The sequence below is a fragment of the Tenacibaculum sp. nBUS_03 genome, assembly GCF_051201695.1.
Lineage (GTDB): Bacteria > Bacteroidota > Bacteroidia > Flavobacteriales > Flavobacteriaceae > Polaribacter.
Genome location: NZ_CP179214.1, coordinates 4,157,513 through 4,178,460, shown reverse-complemented (window position 1 = coordinate 4,178,460; position 20,948 = coordinate 4,157,513). Strand labels below are relative to the sequence as shown.

Here is a 20,948-nt window from a genome sequence, read left to right as displayed (position 1 = left end):
ATTTAAGTTAAGTCATTAATAATATAAATTAATTACAGTTAATTTATTACAAATAACAAAACAAAAACACTTAAAAATTACCAAATCTATAGTTTCAATTCATAAACACTTACCTATACTTTTTATAATTATCTTTACATCATAAAATATATTTATGAAAAAAATATTAGCTTTAATACTCATTATAATAACATTAATCGCTGGACTATACTATGCATTTATTTATTTTGTTCCTTACAGTGAAGGTGTACGTTCAGGTGAACTCATAAAAATTAGCTACAAAGGAGTTGCCATAAAAACTTGGGAAGGTGAAATTAGTCAAGGTATATCTGGTGCACAAATCTTTGCTTTTTCTGTAGAAGATAAAAACGAGAAGGTAATTAAAGACTTACAAAAATATCAAGGAAGGTATGTAAAAGTACATTACACTGAACGTTTTAGCACTTTCTTTTGGTTAGGAGACACCAAATATTTCATAACAAAAGTTGAAAAAGAACAATCTCCACATTTTAGAGGAATTACAAATGAGAAAAAAGAACAATAATTTTAAAAATGTTGAGGAAACTCGTATAAGTATTTCTGAACTTATGCTTCCATCGCATACTAATTTTAGTGGTAAAATTCATGGAGGGTATATTCTCAATTTAATGGATCAAATTGCTTTTGCATGTGCTTCAAAGCACTCTGGAACCTACTGTGTAACGGCTTCTGTTGACACCGTAGATTTTTTAAACCCTATAGAAGTTGGAGAATTAGTAACAATGAAAGCCTCTATTAATTATGTTGGAAAAACCTCAATGGTTGTTGGAATACGTGTAGAATCTGAAAATATTCAAACAAAAAAAGTAAACCATTGTAATTCCTCTTACTTTACGATGGTTTCTAAAAATGAAGACGGTCAAGGTGTTTCTGTTCCTGGCATTATTATTAATGATGATATTGAAATGAGACGATTTTTAAAAGCAATTAAACGCATTGAAATGAAAAAAAAGCGTCAAGAAGAATTTGACAGTGATCATTTTGCCCCTAATGATTATATCAAAGATTTAGAAGCTTATAACGTAAAAATAGATTTGTAATCCAGCAACTCTAAGTTTTTATGCTCAAAATTATTATCTCCTCTTCTAATCACTAAATTTGGTTACAAAAGTTCAATAACATACTTTTGTTTTATACTTAATTACTATTTTTTTGAAACAGCAACCACAAAATTGGAAAGATACACTTCATGAAGTTATTTATGAAGCTGACACTCGCGCTGGTAAACTTTTTGATATTATTTTATTAATAGCAATTTTATCTTCAGTACTTTTTGTGATGCTAGAAAGTGTTGATGAAATTGAGTTAAAGTATGGAAACATTTTAAATGTTGGTGAATGGATTTTAACTATTCTTTTCTCTATTGAATATATATTAAGAATAATCTCTATAAAGAAACCATCTAAATATATATTTAGCTTTTATGGTATTATTGATTTCTTATCAACTATACCTAAATACCTGTCTATTTTTTTCATAGGAACTCATAGTTTGGTTGCTTTAAGAGCACTACGTTTATTACGTGTTTTTAGAATATTAAAACTAGCTCGATTTATAGGAGAATCAAATAATTTTATAAAAGCATTAAAGGCAAGCAAAGCAAAAATTGCAGTTTTTCTTTTTTTTGTACTTATTTTATGTATGATTCTTGGTACAATTATGTACTTGATAGAAGGCGGTGAAAATGGGTTCACTAGTATTCCAAGAAGTGTTTATTGGGCTGTTGTTACATTAACTACTGTTGGATATGGCGATATTGCGCCTCATACTCCTTTTGGTCAGTTTGTTGCTAGTATTATTATGGTTTTGGGGTATGGTATTATTGCTGTTCCTACTGGTATTGTAACTTCTGAAATGACAAAAGTTAATGATATCAATCTAAACACTCAATCCTGCCCAAATTGTTCTCATGGAGAACATAATGATGATGCTATATTCTGTAGTCATTGTGGTAGTAAACTTCATAATTAATGACAAATACTCTAATTACTATTGTCGGCGCTACAGCCATTGGTAAAACAGCTTTAAGTATTAAATTAGCTCAGCACTTTGGGTGCGACATTATTTCATGTGACTCGCGTCAGTTTTATAAAGAAATGAAAATAGGAACAGCAGTTCCTGATGAGAATGAACTTAATTCTGCCCCTCATCACTACATTCAAAACAGAAGTATATTTGAAGACTATAATGTTGGCCAATTTGAAAAAGATGCATTGGCTACACTAACTGTTCTTTTTAAGAAAAATCCAACTCAGATAATGGTTGGCGGTAGTGGATTATATGTTGATGCAGTATTAAAAGGTTTAGACTATTTTCCAGATGTTAACCCTCAAATTAGAATAGATTTAACTCAACAATTAGAAGAAAAAGGAATTACTCACCTTCAAGAACAATTAGAAAAACTCGATATTGAAGCATTTAATACCATAGCTATAAACAACCCTCATAGATTAACTCGTGCTTTAGAAATTTGTATTGGAACCAACAAAACATATTCCTCTTTTAAAAACAACCCCAAAGCTCCTCGCAATTTTAAAAGTATAAAAATAGGACTAACAGCCGATAGAGAAATCATGTATAATCGTATTAACAAACGTGTAGATATTATGATGGAATCTGGACTACTTGAAGAGGCAAAAAAACTATATAACCACAAACATTTAAACGCATTACAAACAGTTGGATACAGGGAGTTATTCTCTTTTTTTGATGGTGATTTCACATTAGATTTCGCTATTGAAGAAATTAAAAAAAACACCAGAAGATTCGCAAAAAGACAAGGCACTTGGTTTAGAAAAGACCCAAATATCAACTGGTTTGATTTTGAAGAGAATCATTTAACAATTGTAAGTAAAATTAACTCTTTATTGGAGTAACGCATACGGGTGTGTTTTTAATATTTTATTTTATCGCTTTAATTCCTTATTAATTTACGCTTGTTCTCAAATTTTTATTGCTAGAGGAATTCAACTATATATTTTATTTTTTAATCAATAATTTCATTTGCTCAAACTAAAAATAAAACTATATATATGCCATCTACAATCCCATATGACCCGTCCTTAGTTTTGGGTAATATTGTTTCTAAAGAAAAACTAGAAAACATAGTCCAAATTTCAAAATTACAGACCCCTGCTGATGCTGCTGAAAGTGAATTAAATTCACTTATAGCTTTAAAACGTAGTATTGATATGACCATTCAAGAAATGATTGGTATGGGAATTGATGCTGATGAAGTAATTCAAGAATCTCAAAATGTAGGAGATCAAATAAAAAAAGCGGTAGTCAATTATGCCAAGGCAAAAATTAAATCCGAAAAACAAATACAGCCATTAAAATCGAAAATGAATGCTGTTAACGAAAGTGTTGAAAGCCCAATTGACTACAACAAAAGTCAGTTAAAAAAACTAGCTATTTCTTCTGATTCTTTACAAATGAACTGTCAATATTTTTCATTTGATCAAAATTCACAGAGTTCATCTAGCCATGCTGCCACTGTTTCTGCTTTTGTCAGTGAATCATTAAGTATTTTTGGAGAAGGAAGATCTTCTCAAGCTTCAGCATCTGCTCAAGCTCAAATGAATAGTCAACATTCACGCCATAGTATTGCAGGTACATTAGTAGTAACAATTACTTGTACCCATAAAAACGCACAAGTTTTTGCTCCTTATATTTTAGATGTAGATAAAGCTGTTAGGGTTTGGAACGCAATGAACCCTAAAAATATGATGAAAACAAATGACCCAGCTTCCATGGCTAAAATTGAAGCCACTTCAGAAACACAAGGAGATGGTTCATTCAATATCTTGTCAGGAGCAACTTATGGTTCATCATTTGTTGGTATGGTACATGTTTTAAACACCACTGAATCAGAGTCTAGCCAAAGTATGGAATCAATTGCGGCGTCAATGCAAGAAACATTTGACATAGGAGGTTGGTTTGCTTCTGGAACTGGTGGTTTTGGTGTGAGTTCTTCATTCTCAAATAGTGCAAAAAATTTATTAAGTACTCAAAATGTAACTTCACATGCAACCCTTATCACGATGGGTATAATTCCATCTATTAAATCTAATCAGGTAGCCATGGCAGTTAAGAGTTTTACTGATTTCGACCCAAAAAAATCTATGGAAGAATTAGCGACGTTGCAAGGAGCTACTGCAAGCGAAAACAATACTATAGGGGAAGCTGCTACCGCAGCCAGAACTGGAGAACAAATGATTCAACTTAAAAATGCTACTATTGCTGCAACACTTAGTGGTGTATCAGATATTGACGATGGACAAAATCAAATTATTGATACTAATTCGATGATGACAGCTCTGGAAGATTATGTTAATAAATGTATTGAAGGTGGTGATAATCTTGGAGTACCTGTTAACTATTATTTAAAACCAATAACTCAATCAGAAATCGCTAGAGCTTGGCTAGCTAAATACTACCCTAATAAATACAATAAAGCTGGTGCTGCTGATGATAGCCCAAGTGGTTCTTCTAACACTTCTAACTCTTCAGAAAGCTCTGCTTCTACTGATGAATAATACTAATTTCTAAAACCTATACAATATGCCTTTATTTTATGTACAAAAATTTAGTTATGACGGCCCAGGAGATTCGATCTGTTATGGTGAAATGGGAGCTCATGACCATGGGAAATCTAATCAGTTTACTACTGATATAAAAGAGTACTTAACAAAACAGGGATCAACCAATATCACAGAAGGTAAATTTAAATCTAACCAGTCCAAACCTGATAATGGGAAATCTTTTACTTGGAATGGAAAAAAATGGATTAAGGCCTAATCACCATATTCAAAAATAATAAATTTTAAGTAGCGTTAAATTTAACGCTACTTACTCTTTTTAGTAAAAAAACAATACCAGAAAGTCCTTTATTTAAATGAATGTTTTTAATGATTTTGAAAAGAAAATTATAGAGGAAATTAGTACATCTCCAGTTAATGAGATTACTGATGTAAAAAATATATTGGAAAAAATATTTTTTAATAAATCAGAAGGTAAAGCAATTATAATTCAATTAAATGAACAATACGCTATGTATTTTTTATCAGTTGAAATTTTTAATGATGTTGATAAAAGAAAGGTCGCAATTCAAGAATTTAGCCAGTTCGTTGCTCTTTTAAATTATTTAGATTCTCATGGATATATTTCTTTATTCAGAAACAATCATTATGTAAGAGAACGAGTAAGCTTTATAAGTGATGAGTTTATTAACCCTAGAATTGAAAACAAAAAACTAGTTTTAAATAATGAAGGTTTGCATAGTATAAAACCTGAAGAAATTAAAAATAAAAACGGTATAGTACTCTATAAAGGAATTGAATTTAATGATAGTTTCTTTATTATTAAAAACATGATTGGAAAGCTGTTAATATCTGATCGAATTTTTGACCTTATAAAATCTTTTAAACCTCAAACAGAAGAGCTCATTAAACCAAAAACAAACTTCTTTCATAAGTTTCATTTAATTAGCCTTATACCCGTTTTTTTAGTACTATTTTTATCAGGCTTATTTTTCACACACCATCACAAAAAAACTCAACAATTACTACAAAAATACGATTCAATAATTGCACATAAAGAAATAATAAAAACTACACAAAATACAGAAGCAGTTAAAAAGTACGGAATTGATATTTCTAGATGGAATGGAACTGTTTTAAACCATTCTCTTCCTGATAGCATTTCATTTGTTATATGCAAAGCTTCAGAAGGTCTAACTTTAACTGACCCTATGTTTCGGCTAAATTGGTTACGTACACAAAAAATGAATTTAAAAAGAGGGGCTTACCATTTTTTTATCGTTGAAGATTCACCTATAAAACAAGCAGAGTATTTTTGGAATAATATTAAAGATAGAAACAGTAACGATTTTCCTCCGATAGTAGATATTGAAAGTGGGAGTACCAATTCTATTCCTAATGCAAAGACTATTCAAAAAAAACTAATCACTTTTATAACACATCTTGAGAATTTATCAGGAGTTCGCCCTGTAATATACTCTAGTTATTATTATGCTAATGAATACTTAACTGACAAGCGTTTTTCTAAATATCCTTTATGGGTTGCGGATTATGATTCTAAAACACAACCCAAAGTACCAAATGTTTGGAAAGATAAAGGGTGGTTACTTTGGCAAAAAACCTCTTCCTTTAAAGTTAATTCAATTTTAACCGACTTGAATGTACTTAATGTAAATGAATAATAATATTGCCATTTCTTTCGATATTGAAAATTAGTAGCTCAATTCTAGCTCTAGGCTAGTATGAATTCATATCTAGTCATGGAATAAATTATTCAAAAGAGAGTGCGCAAATACTTAGTATTAACAGATAGTGTACACACTTATCCATGAATAAATTTAGTTTTAAATTTTACAATTGGTTGGTTAGTATTAGTACTATATCTATTGGATTACTTTTAATAAGTAACTCATTAAGAATCGCTAAAAGAAAGACAATGTATATTTTAAGTCAATCAATATTCATTTTTTACTACTTATTTATTCTAGTTATTTTAACTAAATAATTTTCTAATAAATCAATCTTTCATGTTTTTAAACCTGGTTTATTTATTGTAATAATAAGAACTATTATAGTGACGGATTTTTACTTTAAAACACAGGGTGATTAAGAATTAAAATCAATTATAAACTTATTGAAATTAAAATGATTTATTTTTCACAGCTCCTCACTCATTAAATTATTAGTACAACAACTACATTTTAACTATTGACAAATATTTAAATAATCAGTAAAAATTAATTCTGAATTCTATTCTCAAATTAATTATTAAGGTAAAATAACTATAAATTTTTAACTAATTTTTAGACAACTAAATCACTCACTTTTATATATTTGCTGAAAACGAACAAACATGAAATTAAAAATTACTTTTTTTATATCTATTTTTTTTATCGGATTAATAAGTGCTCAAACCAAAGTAGGCACTGTTAACAGCGATTTAATTGTTGGAAAAATGCCTCAAATGAAAAGTGTTATTAAAAGACTAGAGAATTATGGTAAAGAGCTAGACTCTTCTTTCCAAATAAAAGCTGCAACCTATAAATCTAAAATAGAATCTCTTAAAAAAGTAGAAAAAACTATTACTGATAATGATAGAAAAACAAAAGTTCAAGAGTTGGCTACTTTAGAACAAGATATGGCAAAGTTTCGTAAAAATGGTAGCACAATGATGCAACTTCGTCGTGATGAATATATGCGCCCTATATATAGAAAATTAAATGAAGTTGTTAAAGAAGTAGCTAAAGCTAATGGTTATAGCCAAATTTTAACTACTAATGGAAATGAATTTGCTTATATTGATGACCGTTATGATATTACCAAACTAGTTTTAGCAAAACTAGGTATTAAAGAATAAATTTTATGCACAAAAAATCGAAAGATTTGCAGTTACAATACGAAGGATTTTTACAAACACCTTTTCTATGGCATGGAAAAGGTGTTTTTGATTTGGTTCAATTTGATAATAACGTTTGTAATACCGATTCATTTTCCTCAACTATCCAAAAAAAACTTAGGTTAGGGAAGTTAGTAGAAAGATTTGTTACTTTTGAATTACAACAAAAAAAATCAATACATATACTTGCTGAAAACATTCAAATACAACGAGAAAAAATCACCCTAGGTGAATTAGATTGTCTACTTACTCAAAACAATATTCCAATACACTTAGAAATTATCTATAAATTTTATTTGTATGATTCTTCCAAAGGCTCCAATGAAATTGAATATTGGATTGGTCCTAATAGAAAAGATTCTTTATCTCAAAAACTCACAAAACTCAAAGAAAAACAACTACCACTTCTCTACACTAAAGAATGTAAAAACTATTTAAAGCAATTAAAATTACCAATTCATCAAATCAAACAACAAACTTATTTTAAAGCACAGTTATTTATACCTATTAACACTATAAAGAAAGATTACCCACTAATAAATAATCAATGTATTATTGGTTTTTATTGTTCTCTAAAAGAATTATCTAAATTTTCAGATTGTAAATTTTTCATTCCAAAAAAACACGATTGGCTTATTATTCCACATACGAATGTACATTGGCAAATACATTCAACATTTATACAAGAACTAACAAAATTTATGTCAGAACAAAATTCTCCTCTTTGTTGGTTAAAAAAAAGTAATGGTGAATTAATTAAATTTTTTGTGGTTTGGTGGTCACTTTAAGCTTCGCTATTCTTTTCCTAGAAGTTATAAAATAAACACCCGTTAATAGAATAATAGACGCAACTATTGATTGTACTGTTAATTCTTCATCTAAAAAATACCATCCTAAAAACAGAGCAATAACTGGATTTACGTATGCTGATGTAGCTACTTTTTCAGTAGAAACCGACTTTAATAAATAATTAAATGCGGTAAAAGCAACAATACCTCCAAATATAATAAGTAACACCATTGATATTTGAGTTTTATATGTCCAGTTAGTAGGTGGATTCCATGTTTCATTAAACACTAAACTAGCTACGAATAACAAGAAACCAGCAATCAACATTTGATACCCTGTGCTCACAAAAAAGTTTTTAGGTAAATCGGCTTTAGAAACAAAAACACTACCATAACTCCAACTTAGCACACAACTAAAAATCATAAAAATACCTAAAACACTCCCTTCTGTATTAGAAATCTCTTGTTGACTTACCAATAAATACATTCCTAAGACTCCTAGGCAAACTCCAATAATTGATTTTTTTTGCATTTTTTTACCATCAATTAAACGCATTAAAAACAGCACAAATAGTGGCTGCGTTGATGCTAATAAAGCAGCAAAACCGCTATCTACATATCTTAACGCCCAAACAAAAACACCATTTCCATATACTAAAAAAAGAAAACCAGCAATAATTGAGTTTAAAAATTGACTTTTAGTTATTTTCAATTCTTTTTTCATAGCTTTTGCTATAATCATAATTAATATCCCTGCTGATGTAAACCTTATAAATCCTAAGAAAAAAGGTGGTATTTCTGCTACAGCTATTTTATTAAACAAATAAGTTGATCCCCAAATCACATAGATTGAGAAAAATGCTAGTATTACTAGTAATGTTGATTTTTTCATTAAGTTTTTGTTACGTACATAAATGTACTGTTTTTTTACTTTAATCCTTATTTTTTTTTAACTCACTTGCTAAAAAACAATCATTCGTCTATAGCTTTAGTACATTCAACTAATAATCAATCCTTCTAATAACCTTCTGAAGTATATTTATAATATATTCAAAAATTTAATTCTCATTTTTAGTACATAAATTAGTAGTTAGATTGAAAAAAGAGGTAATCCGGGGGGACTGCCTCTTTTGCTTTATTTTAAAATTTAATGAAAACATACATTCTAAAAAACTAAACCTTTGCTTTATCTTTCAACTGAGCTATCTTTAATGTATTCTAGGTCTCTTGTATTTTTTTGCACTGCTATTGATGCAAAAAGACTTAAAGTAAAGGACATACCATAAAAACCTTTTTCACTTAATAATAAATCAGCATTCCAAAGTCCAATTACCAATAAAACAATAGCTATGATTGTTGTAAACCAACTCATTCCATAATAGATCTCAGTAACTTTAATTCCCTCTAACTTATCTCTTACTGACTTTTGTACAGAAATAACTGAGAAGAGTGCAAACAATAGCACTGTAAAATAATATCCCTTTTCATTAAATTTCATATCAGCATTCCATAACCCAATGCAATAAGCAGAAATACCGATCAATAAAACGAACCAAGAGGCGCCTATAAATGCTGGTGTTGGTTTTTGATTAAATTCCTCCTTTTTATTTTTTCTTTTCTTTTCCTTTTCAAAAGTTTCTCCTTGTGTGTTCATAATCTTATATTTTTATATATGCTTCAAAAATGCTAATTTATCTAAATACTAAAAACACTTAATCCTACCAAAAATAACGATATATTTAATATAAAAACACACAAAAAATACTACATTTACTAGTAATAAATAAAAATAAACCAACGATATAATGTCAAATATTGAAATAATTATTTCTTCTTTTTCTATAGATGAACAACAAAAATTTATTACTTTTTTACAAAAAAAAAATAAAAGAAGAGACACAAAAAACATCGATTTATTTAAACTTATATTAAAAGGTAAAACTTCTACTAAAGAAATTTGTAATACATTATATGGTAGTTTAAAAAAAGAAGCATATTACACACTTAAGCAAAGACTATATACTTCTTTAATTGATTTTATTGCTAATAACAAATTACAAGATGAAAATTCTACTGATATGTTGTTGGTTAAATATATCTTAGTTGCTAGAGATTTTTTTTTCCATAAAAACTATAAAGCAGCTTATAAAATTCTAGATAAGGCTGAACGAATAGCAAAAGAATTTCAGCTTTATACTATTTTAACCGAAATCTACCATACTAAAATACAATACGCATATACGCTTCCTTCCATTAATATTAATGACATAATTATTTCCTTTAAAGAGAACCAGAAAAATCATCTTCTTCAAGAGGAATTGAATATAGTATATGCCAAAATCAGACAAGTTTTAAAAACAGTTAATCATGATAATGAAAACTTTTTAGATTTTAGAACATTAGCCAATACTATATTTGAAGAACATAATATTAGTATTAACAATTCGATGTCTTTCAAATCATTATATCAACTAATAACAATTGTTAGTATTTCTGCCTTTGCAAATAAAGAGTTTATAAAAGTAGAATCCTTTTTGATAAATACTTACAAAAAATTAGAAAAGAAAAAGGAAAATAATAAACAACTATTTTACCATATTAGAATACTTTACCTAATTGCTAATACTTTATTTAGAAATAAGAAATTTGAAAAATCTATGCATTACTTAAACCTCATGCATACTCATATGCTATCAAATAAAAAGAAGTACTATAATAATTTCAAATTTAATTATCTACTTCTTTTAGCTTTAAACAAAAACTATACTAATAATCAGAATGAAGCCATACAAACTTTAGAGAAAATCATTAGTAAAAAAAATATTGAAACCAAAACAGCTTTGGATATCCATTTAAGTCTACTCATGTTTTATTTTCAGAACAACCAACTAAAGAAAGCAAGTCAATTATTTTCAAAATTCTACCACTCTGACAAATGGTATATTGACAAGAATGGAATTGAATCGGACCATAAAGAAAAATTTAATCGAAATTCTATTACACCTAGAATTAAAAAATATTGATTTATTTGAATCAAGACTACTTAGCTTTAAAAGAAAACACTACACCTATCTAAAAAACATACAACAATTTAGAGTTATTAATTTTTTAAAACTAGTCGAAATTTATTATCGAAATCCTAAAGCTTCAAAAACCAAAGATTTTTTAAATAAAGTTGAAACTTCATTCGAATTTATTGGGGCCAAACAAGAAGATATTTTTGTTATGAGCTTCTATGCTTGGTTAAAAAGTAAAATCAAACAACAAACTATATTTGATAGTACTTTGGATTTAATTCAACAAACAAAAATCGAAGATCTCGATACTGAAAACTATAATAACGTTTCTAAATAGTGCTTTTCAATAGCATATGTCTTTTTTAAACTTCTTATTTTATCTTCAATTTTAGAGCTATCATTCTTTTTCGACGATTTACTTCCTACCAACATCACGTTTTTTCGCGTATGTTCATTGCTAATAAATTCAAAAACCTTAGTGTTGTAATTATTTTTTTCTAAAATTAACGCACGAATTGTATCCGTTACCATTTCAAACTGACGTTCTTTAAAAATTCCGTACTTTAAAAGTGGACTATCTTGTTCTTTACCTTTAACTTGTTGACGAATTTGTTTGTGACAACACGGTGCACAAATAATTAATTCAGCTTTCGCTGATAATCCTTTATAAATAGCATCATCAGTTGCTGTATCACAAGCATGTAATGCTATTAAAATATCAATTTTATTGGTATCATACTCCTGAATAGGCTGCGCTACAAATGATAAATTTTTAAAATCGCTTTTCTTTGCTACATCATTACAGTATTTTACTAATTCAGAGCGTAGTTCTATTCCAGTGACAGTAGCGTTGTACTTTTTCAAATTCACTAAATAATCATACAAAGCAAATGTTAAATATCCCTTACCTGACCCCATATCAACAATATGAATATGCTTAGGTAATTTAGTGGATTTTAGCAACCCTTCAATAATCTCCAAGTATTTATTTATTTGACGATATTTATCTGCCATTTTATGAATAACTTTTCCATCTTTATCAGTGATGCCTATATATTGTAAATACTTACCAGCTTCTGCTAAACGTTCTTTTGGTTTATCATGCGTGTCAGGTAACTTATTCTTAAAACTAGGAGCATTTAGTTTGTAAGAAATCTTTTTCTTCTTAGAAATAAAAACCAACAAATCATTTTTTAATGTAAATAAAGTTGCAGCTCTAAAGTTATCTAATAATAGAATTTCTAATTCAGATAAAGCCTCTGTTATTGTATAATTTTTCACTTTATCATTTGTAGTATAATGATATGTAAATTGCAAAACCTCAGCTCCTTTAATCTTTACCAATCTTACATATACATTTGGTAGCCCATCACTCTTCTTTATTGGCTTACTTAAAGTCATTTTTACAAAATTAGCATTTAAAATGCTTTGACTTAAAGTATCTCTTAATTGTTGAAATTCATTCATGATGCAAAAATAGTTAATAAGTTTCTATTTAAACATCAGATAAAGACACTAAAAATATAATTAAAAGCAATTAAGAAATTTGTAATAACAATATGAATAGAGTGAAATCATAAAAATTTGAATTAAAAACTTATTATCAAAAAGGATAATATAACTAAAGAAATAGACTACCAAAGAGGGATAACGTGGGTATAAAAACTCTAATGCATGATATACCACACAATAGGATATTTTGAGTGGAAAAAAGATTGAAACAATAAAAAAAAACTCTATTTAATGTATCTTGCGAATCTATCTAAAGATACCAATTATGCAAGAAAATAAAATGCTAAATTATATTAAAGATGTGTTAGAAAATATGCCTACTGATTGGCTTAACCTAACTACTCATCGACTAGATATTTATGAAGAAAAACTAGCTAAAACTCAATTTTTAGAACATTTTGAGTCTTTATTTAAAAAAAACAACGCTAGCTCAATAGCTTTAAATAAACTACCTACTGCTTTTGATTATATACGCTTAGGTCACCCTTTATCTTGTTTACTTGAGTGGATTATTGCAAACCTAAACAATTTAGATGCTGAAAATGTTATCTCTTTTTCATCTAAAACAGTTCCTATTTTAGCTGTTTTAAGGAAAAACTTATTAGCGAAAAAAAATACTCGAATAATTTACACACAGAAACTTCCAGAGTTTTTTGACACCGAAATAGTAAAAAGTATTTATGGGTATCAATTTGAGTTAAAAAAAGTTGAAAACATCAAAGACACTTCTGAATTTAATGGAAGTACTATTTTTATTTCTCAAGAAAATGAAATATATGATTTTAACCTTGACCCTACTATTGATTTCTTAATCAATATACATGATAGCTTAGGTAGTATTTTAGTTGTAAATGGTAATGATAATAAAAATTATATTTCAGAAATCCAACATGTTCGGAGAAGAGAAACCATAGCCATGACTCCTGCAAACAGTCTATACGCTATAAAATCTCTTTTAAACAAAACACCCCCTAAGAATACTTTTAACGATAATGATTCTACTAAATCAATTGTTTTAAATTCAATTAAAGAAATTACTGGAGCCAACACCAAAGCTCTTGTTGCCTCAAGCGGTCTTTCTATGCAATACGCTATTGTTATGGGGCTAATTCATGATGCTGTAGAAAATCATAAAGGAAAAGCCATTAAAATAGTTGTTCCGCCAAATTGTTATGGAGGTACTAATGATCAAGCAAGAAGGGTCGCAACATGTATTAATAATGTAGAAGTAATGGATTTACCTGTAGATGGTGGTAATGATATGGTAAAAAGTATTGATATTGTTTTAGAAGACATTGCAAACCAAGATGCAGTTCCTTATATAATAGCAGAAATCCCTACGAACCCTAGAGTTGAAGTACCTAATCTATTAGAATTAAAAAATGTTTTAAATAAAAAACGTACTACATCAATTGGTGAGGTTGCCATAGCTCCTGTTTTTATTTTAGATCAAACATTTTGCCCAAACACCCATTTTTTAGGCAAAAATGATATACTCTCATCTACTAGGACAATATCATATGTTAGTGGATCTAAATTCCCAAGTGGTGGTAAATGTACAGCTGGGTATTGTGTTGCAAATAAAAGTTCTGAAGCTTTGCTGAAAAAAATAAATTTTCATTTACGTCTTTGTGATAATGAAGCTACAAGCCTTCAAATGGAGATATTAGCAAAACAATTACCTTCTATGAATCAAAGAATTCATGATGCTTATAAATATACACGTGAATTTGTAAATTTCATTAAAGAAAATTTACCCAATGCTAAAATAAATTTTGTGTCAGAAGAATTAGCTTTACAAGGTTTTACTCCTTCTGTTTTTTCTTTAGACCTTCCTACAAAAGGAAATACTGATGAAGAAAGAGAAACTTACAAAAGGGCTTTAAATCTTAAATTAATAAATTTAATGATTACTGAAATCCCTAATGAAAGTAAATTTTGTGTAAGTTATGGTCAACTAAAAGGATGCTATTGGACAATACCAGCAACCTCAACTCAAGGTACTACTAAAGAAGGTGATAAAGATTACATTGTTCGTGTTGCTCTTTCATCTGATTTAGATTTTGAACTTCACAAAAAAGTATTTCTAAAATTTGTCAACCAAATATAATCCATAACAAGAAAAACTGTCTAAAAAATAATTTTTAGACAGTTTTTAAATTCTAATCCCTAAATATTTTTAATCCATTTAGTTTCCTGGTAAAAGAACAGTGTCAACTACATGAACTACTCCATTTGCCCCCTGAACATCAGTTGACGATATAACCACAGATTGATTGCTTGTTGTTTTCAATTTTGCACCACTAGACAAATCAACAGTTACTTTATCTCCTGACAACATTGTAATTTCTTGGTTATTTGTTAATTCGTTAGATTGCACATTTGCTCCATTAACAACATGATACTTCAATACAGCATCAAGAGTAGCTATTGGAATATCCCCTATAGAATTCCATGAAGCATTACTATCAAGTAATTCTTCAAAAGCTTTATTGGTTGGTGCAAATACAGTGAAAGGACCAGCTCCGGTTAATACGGCTACAAAATCAGTTGTATGCCTTGTATCAGTTAAGGCAGCTACAAGATTAGAAAATCCCGCATTATTTAATGCCAATGTAACTACATTCGGAGGTAACATTACCTTGTCAATTATATGTACTATTCCATTGGTCGCTTCAACATCAACAGTAACTGGTTTTGAGTCACCATTGAACTCAACACCTCCAGTTGTTTCCACTTGAAGTGATAGATTTTCATCATTAGGTCCAACGGCTAATGTATTCACATATGTATCCGAGAGATTGTTTGACTTGACTTTAGAAGTTAATACATGAAACAATAATACATTCTTTAATGTTTCTGCAGGAATATCATCTAAAGAATTCCAACTACTATTAGAGTCTAATAATGCTTGAAAAGCATCATTTGTAGGTGCAAATACAGTTAGTGGACCATCTCCTTTTAAAGCATCAACTAATCCGGCTTTTTGAACAGCAGCAACCAAAGTACTTAATGTTGGAGTTACAGATGCTAATTCTACAATGTCTTTTGGTTTTTCTTCAATTACGTCATCATCACTACATGAAGTAAAAAATGAAAAACATAATAATAAACTAAGTGTTAGAACAGTTTTAAAATTTTTAGTAAACATTTCTAATAGATTTTACATTAATACCTACTCTTTATTTTATGTCTTTTTTCGGTTAATTTAGACATTGTTTAACATATGCGTAAATAAATTAAACAAGATTAATTTAGCTAAAAAAATAGCGCTTGTGGTATTTTACTATAAAGCGCCATCCAAATATACAAATTTTTGTTTAACAAACAACAATAAATATTAAACATTAATTTCTTTCTTTCAAAATTTCTTCAATTTCAATTAAAGAGAAACCTTTTGCCTTTAATAAGATTATAAAATGATATAACAAATCAGCTGCTTCATTTTTAAACAAGTTATCATCATCATCTTTAGCCTCAATTACAAGTTCTACAGCTTCTTCTCCAACTTTTTGAGCTACCTTATTTATTCCCCTTTTAAATAACTTATTGGTGTATGAAGTTTCTATGTCATTATCGATACGATTACTTACTGTTCTTTCTAATTCATATAAAAAACCTTTTGATGTTTCTTCAGCAAAACATGAAGTAGTTCCTTTATGGCAGGTTGGTCCTTGCGGTACTACTTTGATTAAAATAGTATCATTATCACAATCTATTTGAATGTCCTTTACTAATAAAAAATTCCCAGACTCTTCTCCTTTGGTCCACAGTCTGTTTTTACTTCTACTAAAAAATGTAACCTTTTTATCTTTTTGGGTTTGTAAAAAAGCTTCTTTATTCATATACCCCAACATCAATACTTGTAATGTGGAATTATTTTGGATTATAACTGGAACTAATCCATCTCCTTTTGTAAAATCTATATTCATCGTATAGGTATGTTTTGATTTTTTAAATATTGTTTAAGTTTTGGTATTGGTATTTCAGCAAAATGAAAAATACTCGCTGCTAATCCTGCACTAGCTTCTGTTTTTATAAATACTTCTTTAAAATGCTCCTCTACTCCTGCTCCGCCTGATGCTATGACAGGAATATTTACTGCTTTACTAACTGAATTGGTAATATCGATTGAAAAACCCTCTTTAGTTCCATCGCTATTCATCGAAGTCAATAAAATTTCTCCAGCTCCAAGTTTTTCAACTTTTTTACTCCAAGAAATTGTCTCTAATTCAGTTTCATTTCTCCCTCCTTTTGTAAACACTTTCCATTGATTATTTTCATATTTAGTGTCAATAGCAACCACTACAAACTGGCTTCCAAAACGGTTTTTTAAATCTGTTATTAGTTTTGGATTTTTTACAGCTGATGAATTAACACTCACCTTATCTGCTCCAGCTTTAATTAAAACTAAAGCATCCTCCACTGAGCTTATACCTCCACCTACAGTAAAGGGAATATTAATTTCTTCTGCAATACGTTCAACTAACTCAACCAAGGTTTTACGATTTTCAACCGTTGCTGTAATATCTAAAAACACTAACTCATCTGCACCTTCCTTTACATATTGTTTCGCTAATTCTATAGGGTCACCCGCATCTTTAATATCTATAAAGTTGACTCCTTTCACTGTTCTACCATTCTTAATATCTAAACATGGTATGATTCGTTTTTTTAACATAATTGCTCTAATTCTTTTAAGGTTATATACCCTTCATAAATTGCTTTCCCTAAAATAGCCCCTTCACATTTCATTTCTTTTAGTAATATTAAATCATCCATAGATGAAACCCCTCCACTAGCTATAAGGTTAACATTTGTTTCTTTTATTATTTCTTTGTACAAAATATTAGAAGTTCCCTGTAACATTCCATCTTTAGCAACATCAGTACAAATAACATTTTTAATTCCTATTTCTTCATATTCTTTGATAAATTCAATAACATCTACTTCTGAAGTTTCTAACCAACCATGTGTTGCTATTTTTCTATTTTTACAATCTGCGCCCAAAATAATTTTATCATTCCCATAATTAGCTAACCATCCAATAAAAACATCAGGGTTCTTAACCGCAATACTTCCTCCAGTTATTTGATTAGCTCCACTTTCAAAAGCTATACGTAAATCATCATCAGATTTTAATCCTCCTCCAAAATCTATTTTCAATTTAGTCTTTGTAGCTATTTGCTCTAAAATTTTATAGTTTACTATATGATTAGATTTTGCTCCATCTAAATCTACTAAATGTAAAAATTGAATTCCACTATCTTCAAATTTTTTTGCTACTTCTACTGGGTTTTCATTGTATATTTTTTTTGTTGCATAATCTCCTTTTGTAAGGCGCACACACTTTCCTTCAATAATGTCTATGGCTGGTATAATTCTCATTTTTATTTATTTAACGGTTACTCTTTAAATACTTAGAAAGTTATTTAATAATTTCTCTCCAACACTAGCTGATTTTTCAGGGTGAAACTGCATTGCATAAAAATTATTTTTTTGCATAATAGAACTAAAAGGAACTATATAATTACAACTAGCAACTGTATTCATACATACATCTGCATAATAACTATGTACATAATAAACATCATCTCCTTCATTTAAATTTTCGACTACCTTAGATTCTTTTATTTCTGAAAAATTATTCCACCCCATATGTGGTACTTTTTTCAAAGGAGGGAATTGCTTAGTAAAAGTATCAAAAATACCTAAACATTTAGTATTTCCTTCCTCAGACGAAGTACACATAAGTTGTAAGCCCAAGCAAATACCAAGCACAGGTTGTGTTAAAGAAATTAGAACCTCATCTAATTTTCTTTCTTTTAAATACGCCATTGCAGAACTTGCCTCTCCAACCCCAGGAAAAATAACTTTTTTAGCTTTTCTTATTTCTTCTGGATTATCGGTTATTATACTAGTATACCCTAAGCGCATAACTGCATTTTGAACAGATCTTATATTCCCTGCGTTATATTTTATAATTGCAATCATCTTGTCTATAAAGTTCCTTTAGTTGAAGGTAAAATCATTTTACTAGTATCTCGTTTTACTGCTACTTTTATTGCCTTTGCAAAAGCTTTAAAAATCGCTTCTATTTTGTGATGTTCGTTTACACCTTCCGCTTTAACATTTAAGTTACACTTTGCTCCATCTGTAAATGATTTAAAAAAGTGAAAAAACATTTCAGTAGGCATTTTACCAACCATTTCTCTTTTAAACTCTGCTTCCCAAACTAGCCAATTTCTACCTCCAAAATCTATAGCTACTTGCGCTAAACAATCATCCATTGGTAAACAAAAACCATAGCGCTCAATTCCTAATTTATTACCTACAGCTTTATTAAAAACTTCACCTAAAGCAATAGCAGTATCTTCAATAGTATGGTGCTCATCTACTTCCAGGTCGCCAACAACTTTTATATCTAAATCCATTTGCCCATGACGTGCAATTTGATCTAGCATATGATCAAAAAAAGCGATTCCAGTATCAATATTACTTTTGCCTGTTCCGTCTAAGTTTAATTGAATATTAATTTTTGTTTCATTTGTATTTCTTACTATACTAGCTGTTCTTTCTTTTAACTTTAAAAACTCATAAATTACATTCCAATCATTACTTTCTAGGGCTATAAACTCATCTAAATCACTTCTTTTAACAGTGATTTCATCTGTACCTAAAAAAGTTTCATCATTTATATATATTCCTTTAGCCCCTAAGTTTTTTGCTAATTCTACATCAGTTAAACGATCTCCAATTACAAATGAATTTGCTAAATCATACTCTTCAGAAAAAAACTTAGTTAACAATCCTGTATTAGGCTTTCTCGTTGGCTGATTATCTTTAGCAAAAGTTCTATCAATAATCTCTTCAGTAAAAAATATACCTTCATCCTTTAAAGTATTCATAACAAAATTATGAACAGGCCAAAAAGTATCTTCAGGATATACCTCAGTCCCTAGACCATCCTGGTTAGTTACTAAAACCAATTCAAAATCTAATTCAGAAGCAATTTTACTTAAGCCTTGAAATACTTTAGGATAAAATTCTAATTTTTCAAATGAATCAGTTTGTTCATCTGCTGGTTCTTTAATCAAAGTTCCATCTCTATCTATAAATAATATTTTTTTCATAATTGTTTTAATGCGTTTATTAACTTAGTATTTTCTTCAGCACTTCCTACGGTTATTCGTATACAATTGTCTACTAAAGTATTTCTATTTCTTGTTATTATTTTCTGCTCTACTAAATTGATATAAATAGTATCAGCATTAGTTACTTCAACCAAAATAAAATTAGCTTCAGTTGGAAATATATTTAGTACTAGTTTTATTTTTTTTAATTCTTTTACTAGATTTTCCTTTTCCTTTATAATAATGTTTTTATTTATCTCAAACTGTGTTGTATTATTTAACGACTCTAAAACAGCGTTTTGATTTAATGTACTTATATTATAAGGAGGCTTTACTTTATTGTATAAATCTATTACCTCAAAATTAGCATATGCTACTCCTACCCTTACACCCGCTAATCCCCAGGCCTTACTAAAAGTTTGACTTATAATTAAGTTTGGATATTTATTTAGTTGAGTTATGAAGGATTCTCTTGAACTAAAATCAATATATGCTTCATCAATAATTACCATTCCGTTAAAGTTTTCAAGTATATATTCTATGCTCTCATCGTTAAAACAATTTCCTGTAGGGTTATTAGGAGAACAAATGAAAATTAACTTTACTTCATCCATTTCTAAATAAGGCTGTAATTGATTTAAATTAATTTGAAAATCAGCTAACAAAGGTTGTTTAATTAATTCAACATTGTTAATTGCAGCAGATACATCATACATTCCATAAGTGGGAGAAAAAGTTAATGCTTTATCTTTTCCAGGTTCACAAAAAATTCTAAAAGCTAAATCAATTACTTCATCACTTCCATTACCAATAAAAATTTGTTCTGACTTAACATTTTTTAATCGAGATAGTCTCTTTTTAACTTTAAACTGTTTAGGGTCAGGGTATCTATTCAAAGTTCCAAACGGATTCTCATTTGCGTCTAAAAACACTTCAGCTGTTCCACTAAATTCATCTCTTGCTGACGAGTACCCTTTTAGCTCTTTTATATTAGCGCGAATTATTTTTTCTAAATTAAACAT

Annotated in this window: 22 protein-coding genes; 12 read left to right on the top strand and 10 right to left on the bottom strand. The window is 29.0% G+C overall.

What is annotated here, in order from left to right:
- Nucleotides 1–154 precede the first annotated feature (154 nt).
- From ACMFBB_RS19060 to ACMFBB_RS19020, 9 genes are all read left to right on the top strand, one after another.
- On the top strand, nucleotides 155–544 hold the full coding sequence (locus ACMFBB_RS19060; RefSeq protein WP_435262321.1) for a 6-phosphogluconate dehydrogenase: 390 nt from the start codon (nucleotides 155–157) through the stop codon (nucleotides 542–544).
- The gene (locus tag ACMFBB_RS19055) at nucleotides 525–1,079 is read left to right on the top strand and encodes an acyl-CoA thioesterase (protein WP_435262320.1); all 555 of its coding nucleotides are present in this window, start codon (nucleotides 525–527) and stop codon (nucleotides 1,077–1,079) included. The genes ACMFBB_RS19060 and ACMFBB_RS19055 overlap by 20 nt, the downstream gene beginning before the upstream one ends.
- Nucleotides 1,080–1,191: 112 nt before the next feature.
- Nucleotides 1,192–2,010 carry an ion transporter gene (locus tag ACMFBB_RS19050; protein WP_435262319.1) on the top strand — a complete coding sequence of 273 codons (819 nt, stop codon included), beginning with the start codon at nucleotides 1,192–1,194 and terminating at the stop codon, nucleotides 2,008–2,010.
- On the top strand, nucleotides 2,010–2,915 hold the full coding sequence (gene miaA, locus ACMFBB_RS19045) for a tRNA (adenosine(37)-N6)-dimethylallyltransferase MiaA (protein WP_435262318.1): 906 nt from the start codon (nucleotides 2,010–2,012) through the stop codon (nucleotides 2,913–2,915). Before ACMFBB_RS19050 ends, miaA begins: the two co-directional genes overlap by 1 nt.
- A 156-nt stretch (nucleotides 2,916–3,071) precedes the next feature.
- Nucleotides 3,072–4,577 carry a hypothetical protein gene (locus ACMFBB_RS19040; protein WP_435262317.1) on the top strand — a complete coding sequence of 502 codons (1,506 nt, stop codon included), beginning with the start codon at nucleotides 3,072–3,074 and terminating at the stop codon, nucleotides 4,575–4,577.
- A 25-nt stretch (nucleotides 4,578–4,602) separates the two neighbouring features.
- Entirely contained in the window at nucleotides 4,603–4,839 is a 237-nt protein-coding gene (locus ACMFBB_RS19035; protein WP_435262316.1) for a hypothetical protein, read from the top strand.
- A 97-nt stretch (nucleotides 4,840–4,936) separates the two neighbouring features.
- A complete protein-coding gene (locus ACMFBB_RS19030) occupies nucleotides 4,937–6,262 on the top strand; it encodes a glycoside hydrolase family 25 protein (protein ID WP_435262315.1) in 1,326 nt (441 codons plus the stop codon).
- Nucleotides 6,263–6,933: 671 nt separating this feature from the next.
- On the top strand, nucleotides 6,934–7,437 hold the full coding sequence (locus ACMFBB_RS19025; RefSeq protein ID WP_435262314.1) for an OmpH family outer membrane protein: 504 nt from the start codon (nucleotides 6,934–6,936) through the stop codon (nucleotides 7,435–7,437).
- A 5-nt stretch (nucleotides 7,438–7,442) separates the two neighbouring features.
- On the top strand, nucleotides 7,443–8,264 hold the full coding sequence (locus ACMFBB_RS19020) for a DUF1853 family protein (RefSeq protein WP_435262313.1): 822 nt from the start codon (nucleotides 7,443–7,445) through the stop codon (nucleotides 8,262–8,264).
- On the opposite strand, the gene ACMFBB_RS19015 is transcribed toward ACMFBB_RS19020, so the two are convergent.
- Together ACMFBB_RS19015 and yiaA are read right to left on the bottom strand one after the other, a co-directional pair.
- Complete coding sequence (locus tag ACMFBB_RS19015) at nucleotides 8,233–9,156, bottom strand: EamA family transporter (protein ID WP_435262312.1); 924 nt, start codon at nucleotides 9,154–9,156, stop codon at nucleotides 8,233–8,235. The two genes, ACMFBB_RS19020 and ACMFBB_RS19015, sit on opposite strands and share 32 nt — an antisense overlap.
- Before the next feature lie 294 nt (nucleotides 9,157–9,450).
- A complete protein-coding gene (gene yiaA, locus ACMFBB_RS19010; protein WP_435262311.1) occupies nucleotides 9,451–9,918 on the bottom strand; it encodes an inner membrane protein YiaA in 468 nt (155 codons plus the stop codon).
- 151 nt (nucleotides 9,919–10,069) lie between these two features.
- Here yiaA and ACMFBB_RS19005 point away from each other — a divergent pair, with 151 nt between their 5' ends.
- Nucleotides 10,070–11,287, top strand: a complete 1,218-nt coding sequence (locus ACMFBB_RS19005; protein WP_435262310.1) for a hypothetical protein — start codon at nucleotides 10,070–10,072, stop codon at nucleotides 11,285–11,287.
- On the top strand, nucleotides 11,217–11,618 hold the full coding sequence (locus ACMFBB_RS19000; RefSeq protein ID WP_435262309.1) for a hypothetical protein: 402 nt from the start codon (nucleotides 11,217–11,219) through the stop codon (nucleotides 11,616–11,618). The genes ACMFBB_RS19005 and ACMFBB_RS19000 overlap by 71 nt, the downstream gene beginning before the upstream one ends.
- On the opposite strand, the gene ACMFBB_RS18995 is transcribed toward ACMFBB_RS19000, so the two are convergent.
- Nucleotides 11,597–12,748 carry a class I SAM-dependent methyltransferase gene (locus ACMFBB_RS18995; RefSeq protein WP_435262308.1) on the bottom strand — a complete coding sequence of 384 codons (1,152 nt, stop codon included), beginning with the start codon at nucleotides 12,746–12,748 and terminating at the stop codon, nucleotides 11,597–11,599. The two genes, ACMFBB_RS19000 and ACMFBB_RS18995, sit on opposite strands and share 22 nt — an antisense overlap.
- Nucleotides 12,749–13,058: 310 nt before the next feature.
- Between ACMFBB_RS18995 and ACMFBB_RS18990 the strand changes: the two genes are divergently transcribed.
- Complete coding sequence (locus tag ACMFBB_RS18990; protein WP_435262307.1) at nucleotides 13,059–14,903, top strand: cystathionine beta-synthase; 1,845 nt, start codon at nucleotides 13,059–13,061, stop codon at nucleotides 14,901–14,903.
- A gap of 78 nt (nucleotides 14,904–14,981) precedes the next feature.
- On the opposite strand, the gene ACMFBB_RS18985 is transcribed toward ACMFBB_RS18990, so the two are convergent.
- The 7 genes from ACMFBB_RS18985 to hisC all read right to left on the bottom strand — a co-directional run bounded on the left by ACMFBB_RS18985 (nucleotide 14,982) and on the right by hisC (nucleotide 20,948).
- The gene (locus tag ACMFBB_RS18985) at nucleotides 14,982–15,944 is read right to left on the bottom strand and encodes a fasciclin domain-containing protein (protein WP_435262306.1); all 963 of its coding nucleotides are present in this window, start codon (nucleotides 15,942–15,944) and stop codon (nucleotides 14,982–14,984) included.
- Nucleotides 15,945–16,140: 196 nt separating this feature from the next.
- Nucleotides 16,141–16,725, bottom strand: coding sequence for a bifunctional phosphoribosyl-AMP cyclohydrolase/phosphoribosyl-ATP diphosphatase HisIE (gene hisIE / locus ACMFBB_RS18980; protein ID WP_435262305.1), 585 nt, complete (start codon nucleotides 16,723–16,725; stop codon nucleotides 16,141–16,143).
- Nucleotides 16,722–17,474, bottom strand: a complete 753-nt coding sequence (gene hisF, locus ACMFBB_RS18975) for an imidazole glycerol phosphate synthase subunit HisF (protein WP_435262304.1) — start codon at nucleotides 17,472–17,474, stop codon at nucleotides 16,722–16,724. Before hisF ends, hisIE begins: the two co-directional genes overlap by 4 nt.
- On the bottom strand, nucleotides 17,468–18,181 hold the full coding sequence (gene hisA / locus ACMFBB_RS18970) for a 1-(5-phosphoribosyl)-5-[(5-phosphoribosylamino)methylideneamino]imidazole-4-carboxamide isomerase (protein ID WP_435262303.1): 714 nt from the start codon (nucleotides 18,179–18,181) through the stop codon (nucleotides 17,468–17,470). Before hisA ends, hisF begins: the two co-directional genes overlap by 7 nt.
- A gap of 24 nt (nucleotides 18,182–18,205) precedes the next feature.
- Entirely contained in the window at nucleotides 18,206–18,787 is a 582-nt protein-coding gene (gene hisH, locus ACMFBB_RS18965; RefSeq protein WP_435262302.1) for an imidazole glycerol phosphate synthase subunit HisH, read from the bottom strand.
- A gap of 5 nt (nucleotides 18,788–18,792) precedes the next feature.
- Entirely contained in the window at nucleotides 18,793–19,926 is a 1,134-nt protein-coding gene (hisB, locus tag ACMFBB_RS18960) for a bifunctional histidinol-phosphatase/imidazoleglycerol-phosphate dehydratase HisB (RefSeq protein ID WP_435262301.1), read from the bottom strand.
- On the bottom strand, nucleotides 19,923–20,948 hold the full coding sequence (hisC, locus tag ACMFBB_RS18955; protein WP_435262300.1) for a histidinol-phosphate transaminase: 1,026 nt from the start codon (nucleotides 20,946–20,948) through the stop codon (nucleotides 19,923–19,925). The genes hisB and hisC overlap by 4 nt, the downstream gene beginning before the upstream one ends.

Bases quoted from the DNA above. Each gene is read 5' to 3' on its own strand.
- ACMFBB_RS19060 (WP_435262321.1), top strand. From the start codon at position 155: ATGAAAAAAATATTAGCTTTAATACTCATTATAATAACATTAATCGCT.
- ACMFBB_RS19055 (WP_435262320.1), top strand. From the start codon at position 525: ATGAGAAAAAAGAACAATAATTTTAAAAATGTTGAGGAAACTCGTATA.
- miaA (WP_435262318.1), top strand. From the start codon at position 2,010: ATGACAAATACTCTAATTACTATTGTCGGCGCTACAGCCATTGGTAAA.
- ACMFBB_RS19040 (WP_435262317.1), top strand. From the start codon at position 3,072: ATGCCATCTACAATCCCATATGACCCGTCCTTAGTTTTGGGTAATATT.
- ACMFBB_RS19035 (WP_435262316.1), top strand. From the start codon at position 4,603: ATGCCTTTATTTTATGTACAAAAATTTAGTTATGACGGCCCAGGAGAT.
- ACMFBB_RS19030 (WP_435262315.1), top strand. From the start codon at position 4,937: ATGAATGTTTTTAATGATTTTGAAAAGAAAATTATAGAGGAAATTAGT.
- ACMFBB_RS19025 (WP_435262314.1), top strand. From the start codon at position 6,934: ATGAAATTAAAAATTACTTTTTTTATATCTATTTTTTTTATCGGATTA.
- ACMFBB_RS19020 (WP_435262313.1), top strand. From the start codon at position 7,443: ATGCACAAAAAATCGAAAGATTTGCAGTTACAATACGAAGGATTTTTA.
- ACMFBB_RS19015 (WP_435262312.1), bottom strand. From the start codon at position 9,156: ATGAAAAAATCAACATTACTAGTAATACTAGCATTTTTCTCAATCTAT.
- yiaA (WP_435262311.1), bottom strand. From the start codon at position 9,918: ATGAACACACAAGGAGAAACTTTTGAAAAGGAAAAGAAAAGAAAAAAT.
- ACMFBB_RS19005 (WP_435262310.1), top strand. From the start codon at position 10,070: ATGTCAAATATTGAAATAATTATTTCTTCTTTTTCTATAGATGAACAA.
- ACMFBB_RS19000 (WP_435262309.1), top strand. From the start codon at position 11,217: ATGGAATTGAATCGGACCATAAAGAAAAATTTAATCGAAATTCTATTA.
- ACMFBB_RS18995 (WP_435262308.1), bottom strand. From the start codon at position 12,748: ATGAATGAATTTCAACAATTAAGAGATACTTTAAGTCAAAGCATTTTA.
- ACMFBB_RS18990 (WP_435262307.1), top strand. From the start codon at position 13,059: ATGCAAGAAAATAAAATGCTAAATTATATTAAAGATGTGTTAGAAAAT.
- ACMFBB_RS18985 (WP_435262306.1), bottom strand. From the start codon at position 15,944: ATGTTTACTAAAAATTTTAAAACTGTTCTAACACTTAGTTTATTATTA.
- hisIE (WP_435262305.1), bottom strand. From the start codon at position 16,725: ATGAATATAGATTTTACAAAAGGAGATGGATTAGTTCCAGTTATAATC.
- hisF (WP_435262304.1), bottom strand. From the start codon at position 17,474: ATGTTAAAAAAACGAATCATACCATGTTTAGATATTAAGAATGGTAGA.
- hisA (WP_435262303.1), bottom strand. From the start codon at position 18,181: ATGAGAATTATACCAGCCATAGACATTATTGAAGGAAAGTGTGTGCGC.
- hisH (WP_435262302.1), bottom strand. From the start codon at position 18,787: ATGATTGCAATTATAAAATATAACGCAGGGAATATAAGATCTGTTCAA.
- hisB (WP_435262301.1), bottom strand. From the start codon at position 19,926: ATGAAAAAAATATTATTTATAGATAGAGATGGAACTTTGATTAAAGAA.
- hisC (WP_435262300.1), bottom strand. From the start codon at position 20,948: ATGTTTAATTTAGAAAAAATAATTCGCGCTAATATAAAAGAGCTAAAA.